A 5,439-nucleotide genomic window follows, 5' to 3' on the forward strand; every position below is an offset into this window, starting at 1 on the left:
CGCCATGAACGTCTACTCCTGTCATATTTATTTCACTAACGTACTTCGTTCAATAGTGGATTGACCTATTATTGCATCGAATTAAGCTTCAGCAATTGACAATAGTGAAGTATCTTTGTGAACCCATCCCCCGTTTTCGTCGGCTAATAGGGTATTCCATCTGAGGAATTTTTCCGACTATTGGTAATTAAAGAAGATCATTTAACGTGACCAAACTCAGTTTTCCAACATTCTTTTTACTCACCACGTTCATTCCAGAAATGATGGCATGAGGACAAACATCCTGTGTCGGAATAAAAAAACTCACTTACTTCGCCTTATTTTCATGCAAATAATTAAAAATTTTCCATTTGCACTTGAAACTAACGTAACGTAATGATCTATGCTATGGATACCGGTAAAACCTCGCGCGAATAAAAAGGGGATGATCATGAAACGGGAGTGGAAAGTTGGAGAACTTGCAAAATTAGCAGGATTAACGGTTCGAACATTGCGATACTACGACCAGATCGGTTTGTTCTCTCCATCCTGTCATACTGACTCAGGACACAGGATCTATATAGAATCCGATATTGCACAGCTGCAGCAAGTTCTGTCATTGAAGGAGCTCGGCTTGTCGTTGGATCAGGTCAAATCCGTTATTGATGGCAATCATTTCAGCCTGTTCGACATTGTTTCCCTTCAAATTGAGCGTCTGAAGGAAAGTATAAGTGTGCAACAAAAGCTTTTACAGGAATTAGAGTATGTAACAAGCCTTATACAGAGAAAAGAACCACTGACCGTTCAAGAATTCACCAAAATATTGAGCGCCATGAGGGTGAGCCATCATAAATATTTTGCCGAGCGGAAAGCGAGCTGGGAATCCCATCTCGACCGGATTGGTGATTTTCTTGATGACCATCCAGATGACGATTCCCAAAGGAGGACAAAATAAACCATGAATGAACGATCTGTAAAGTACTCTACCTTTGTTATCGAGAGAAATTATCATGCATCGCCCGAGCGGGTATTCTCCGCCTGGTCGGACCCGTCGGCCAAAGCCCGGTGGTTTCCAAAAGCCGACGAGTTCGACTTTCGGGTTGGTGGCCGAGAAATCAACCGCGGCGGCCCGCCGAACGGTCCAATTTACACCTTCGACGCTTGCTACCAAGAGATCGTTCAGGACAGTCGCATCGTTTATACTTACACCTTGGACCAAGGAGAGACACGGATGTCTGTCTCCATGACGACAGTAGAAATAAAGCAATCGGACAACGGCACTCAACTCATCTACACCGAACAAGGAGCGTTCTTCGATGGTCACGATCTACCAGAACAACGCGAGCACGGCACAAATATTATGTTAGATAAGCTGGGTCTGGAGCTGCAGAACGAATGAAGAGCGCAATGCATGGAATTGAGATGAAGGCCGGCATAAGGGAATGGACGGGGCTTGCAGTTTTAGCACTGCCCGCCCTCCTTGTCTCAATCGATCTCTCCGTAATGATTCTCGCACTGCCGCATATTGGCGCCGACCTCGGTGCCGATAGCGCTCAGCAGTTGTGGATCATAGACATCTACGGATTCATGCTCGCCGGGTTCTTGATCACCATGGGGACGCTGGGAGATCGGATCGGCCGCCGCAAACTGCTGTTGATCGGCGGGTCCGCATTCGTCATAGCCTCGATAATGGCTGCATTCTCCCGAAGCGCTGAGATGCTCATTGCGGCCCGCGCACTGCTCGGTATAGCCGGGGCGACTGTATCGCCTTCTACTCTGGCCTTGATAAGCAACATATTCTGTGACCATAAGCAGCGCTCTCTTGCCTTCGGCATATGGTTAACGTGCTCTATGGACGGCATGGCGCTCGGGCCTGTGGTTGGAGGTCTCATGCTAGATCACTTCTGGTGGGGCTCGGTGTTCCTTCTGGGCGTGCCGGTCATGTTGCTTCTACTAATAACCGGACCCATGCTGCTGCCCGAATACCGGCACCCAGAATCTGGCAGATTGGATTTGACCAGTGTCGTGTTATCGCTAGGCACCATCCTGCCAGTGATATACGGCCTCAAGGAAATCGCCAAGTACGGTCTGCAGATCGTTCCTGTGCTGTCAATACTGGCGGGTGTCGTCCTAGGCACGGTGTTTGTGTCGCGGCAGCGCAGGCTGACGAATCCCCTACTCGATTTACACCTGTTCGCGAGTCCCGGATTCAACGCTGCACTGGGGGGCATGTTCGGTATAACACTGACAGGCGCGACTATGCTCTTCATCGCGCAACACCTTCAATTCGTACAAGGAATGTCACCGTTTCGGGCAGGGTTATATATGCTCCCCGGGGTAATTGCCTCGATGGCCGGTATGCTTCTCTCGCCGCTTATCGCACGCCGGATCCGACCGGCCCGTCTTATCGGAACGGGTCTATTGGTATCGACCGCCGGCTGTTATCTGTTAACCCAGGTGGGGGTTGAATCAGGTCTCACTTTTCTGGTGCTCGGGTATATCTGCTTCAGTATAGGTGCAGCCCCACTCCCAAGTCTGTCCAGCGACCTTGTCATCGGCTCAGCCCCGCCGGAAAAGGCGGGATCGGCGGCCGCCATGCTACAAACCAGCGGTGAATTAGCCTTCGCTCTGGGCATCGCAGTATTGGGTAGCATCGGCACGGTCGTTTACCGCAACCAGGTGGCGAACTCTATTCCCGCCGACTTGCCGGCATCCGCGATACAAGCTTCCCAAGATAGCTTGGCCGGTGCAACGGCTATTGCTGAAGGACTCACCCAACAAGTCGGTAAGGCACTACTCACGGGCGCACGCGAAGCCTTTACCGTCGGGATGCACACTGTTGCGGCAGCAAGTGGTGCTATCATGCTCGCTATCATCGTTCTTGTCGTTACGCGGCTTCGGCACGTACGACCAATCGGAGAGACTCAGTCTAACCAAGCCGACAGTATTCCGGAAGTTGTACCTGGCGCTGCCAAATAATCGAATATCCTGAGATAATTACCGGACATGATTCGAAGTTTTAACGTATATTCTCCGCGTTTATCTAAACGATTTGGGACGGCTCCCGCACCTTCGCTTGAGCTTCGTCCATAACCGGATTACAAAATGATCTTCAACTAGTTAAATTTCAAGGAACAATTTTAAAAGAGTATCTATCCAATTCAGTGTTATGTCAGGAGGAAAATACAATGAAAAAAGTAATTTCGAAAGACGGAACCGCCATTGCGTTTGATAAATCCGGGAATGGACCGACGATCATCCTGGTGTGCGCTGCATTTCAAACTCGTTCGGATATGTCGCAGCTTGCTTCGCTTCTGTCACCCCACTTTACCGTGTTCAACTACGATCGTCGGGGTCGAGGGGATAGCGGCGACACGGCGCCGTACGCGGTTGAGCGCGAAGTCGAAGATATCGAAACTCTCATCAATGAGGCTGGCGGATCGGCATTCGTATTCGGCATGTCTTCCGGTGGAGTTCTTGCCCTCGAAGCGGCTCGCAAGCTTGCTATCGCAAAGCTGGCATTGTACGAGCCACCGTTTGTCGTTGACAATACGCGTCCTCCGCTGCCGAATGGTTACTTAAAGCAGCTCAAAGAGCTGACAACGTCGGGCCGTAGAGGCGACGCAGTCGAGTATTTCTTGACGAAGGCAGCAGGTGTTCCTGCCGAATTCGTTGCTCCGATGCGAAGCGCGCCATTCTGGCCGGCGATGGAAGATGTAGCGCACACGTTGGTTTATGATGGTACTATCATGGGTGACACCATGTCGGGAAACCCTTTGCCAGCCGAGCGGTGGTCTTCCGTCTCGATCCCTACGCTCGTGGTGGGTGGAGGGACAAGTCCTGAGTACCAGCAAAATGCGGTGAAAGCGCTCGTGGACAGACTCCCCGATGCGAAGTGCCACATCCTGGAAGGCGAGGCTCATAACGTATCTCCGGATCTCCTCGCTCCCGTTTTGACTGATTTTTTTCTCCAAGTAAATTAAAGGAGACTAGAGCAAAGAGAAAAATCATTTTACTCATGCACGTATCGCTTGATGGTTTCGTAACAGGACCCAACGGCGAAATGGATTGGATTATCCATACAGAAGAAGAACAGAACTATGTCGCCAACTTGCTAAACACCGTAGACACCGTTTTATTTGGACGTGTGACTTATCAAATGATGGAAAGCTTCTGGCCGACTGTACCCGCGCATCCCGTCTGGTCTAAATCGAAGTACCATGCCGAGCATGCTGTCTGGATCGAGAAGAAAGAGAAAATTGTATTCTCCAGACTTTGGAAAAGGTGGACTGGAACAATTCCAGACTGGTGAAAGAACATATTGCGGAAGAAATAGCAAAAATGAAACAACAGCCCGGCAAAAACATTGTGATGACCGCCAGTCCCAGCCTTGCGCAAACGTTTATGCAGCTCGGCTTGATTGATGAATATCGAATTATTGTCAATCCTGTTGTTGTTGGGGGAGGAAAACCTCTCTTTGAAAATATCAAAGACAGAATCGATCTTAAACTTGTGGAAACCAAAAGGTTTAGTTCTGGAGTCGTAGGGCTTGTATACGGAGTGTGAAGGGGTGAGGTGTAGATGGACAAATTTTGGAAATATGCTGGTTGGATAGGGCTTGCTGTGATAGCGTTGATCTTTATTCAGGCGGCGGTCCTTAAACTAATGGGTGTGCAAGCTATGATAGAAGTCTTTAACAAACTCGGTTATCCTGCATGGTTTCGTATCGTAATTGGGATCTTGGAAATTTCCGGGGCGATTGCGCTGCTTATTCGCTCTTCTTCGCGTTACGGCGCGATATTATTGGCGTTGATTATGATCGGTGCAATGATATCATCGCTTGTGAAAGGGGCGTCTGGCGAAGCGATCGTTCCAGTTATTATGCTTTTTCTACTTGTATGGATCGCAGTAGTCAGGGGACCTGTCAATCGCCACATAGCGGAACAACCACAAGCGAGCAAGGTTAGATAAAAGTCTGCAAACTAAAGGATCTGCCGAGGCGGTAAAAAAGCAATATCATTCACTTCCCGTCCCTCGGTTTAGCTGAGAAGGCTGCCGATCCTTTGCATCGGCAGCCTTCTCCTGATGTTTATTGAACTAACGTTACCCGTCCCTCAGTATTAAGGGCTTATCTCTCGTATGCTCACTCATTCGCAGGATTTCATCACCTTGAAAGGCAGTCTTCGGAAGGAAAATAAGGTATGAATCCCGATAGTTCGCTGTTTTTGGCATGCGGGAATAGAAGAAACGTCTGGAACAATTTCCCTAAGTGCCTTTCTACTGCACGCATACTCCACAAGATCCCTGGAAGTTTACCATCCCACAGCTCGACGGGTCTATGCCCTTACATTCCTTCGTTACACTTATCCAAGGTGTGGAGACCGATAGCGTTTAGCTGATGGGTCTATGCCCTTATCGGGTACGAACTCGGTCCTCCGTGCTTTCTTTGTTCGAAATCCT

Annotated in this window: 5 protein-coding genes and 1 pseudogene; all 6 read left to right on the top strand. The window is 49.3% G+C overall.

From position 1 onward, the window contains the following. Positions 1–430 precede the first annotated feature (430 nt). The 6 genes and pseudogenes from ABES02_RS29060 (at position 431) to ABES02_RS29085 (ending at position 4,950) form a co-directional block, all read left to right on the top strand. Entirely contained in the window at positions 431–934 is a 504-nt protein-coding gene (locus ABES02_RS29060; RefSeq protein ID WP_430141386.1) for a MerR family transcriptional regulator, read from the top strand. A 3-nt stretch (positions 935–937) separates the two neighbouring features. Next, positions 938–1,378 carry an SRPBCC family protein gene (locus tag ABES02_RS29065; protein WP_430141388.1) on the top strand — a complete coding sequence of 147 codons (441 nt, stop codon included), beginning with the start codon at positions 938–940 and terminating at the stop codon, positions 1,376–1,378. Further along, positions 1,375–2,958: an MFS transporter gene (locus ABES02_RS29070; RefSeq protein WP_430141391.1), complete on the top strand. Its 1,584-nt coding sequence runs from the start codon at positions 1,375–1,377 to the stop codon at positions 2,956–2,958. Before ABES02_RS29065 ends, ABES02_RS29070 begins: the two co-directional genes overlap by 4 nt. A 209-nt stretch (positions 2,959–3,167) precedes the next feature. Further along, positions 3,168–3,962 carry an alpha/beta fold hydrolase gene (locus tag ABES02_RS29075; RefSeq protein ID WP_430141393.1) on the top strand — a complete coding sequence of 265 codons (795 nt, stop codon included), beginning with the start codon at positions 3,168–3,170 and terminating at the stop codon, positions 3,960–3,962. Between the two features lie 35 nt (positions 3,963–3,997). Beyond that, positions 3,998–4,545, top strand: a pseudogene (locus ABES02_RS29080) (dihydrofolate reductase family protein). Between the two features lie 15 nt (positions 4,546–4,560). After that, on the top strand, positions 4,561–4,950 hold the full coding sequence (locus ABES02_RS29085; RefSeq protein WP_430141395.1) for a DoxX family protein: 390 nt from the start codon (positions 4,561–4,563) through the stop codon (positions 4,948–4,950). Positions 4,951–5,439 lie beyond the last annotated feature (489 nt).

It is taken from the genome of Neobacillus pocheonensis, from assembly GCF_050477905.1.
Lineage (GTDB): Bacteria > Bacillota > Bacilli > Bacillales > Cytobacillaceae > Neobacillus > Neobacillus pocheonensis_A.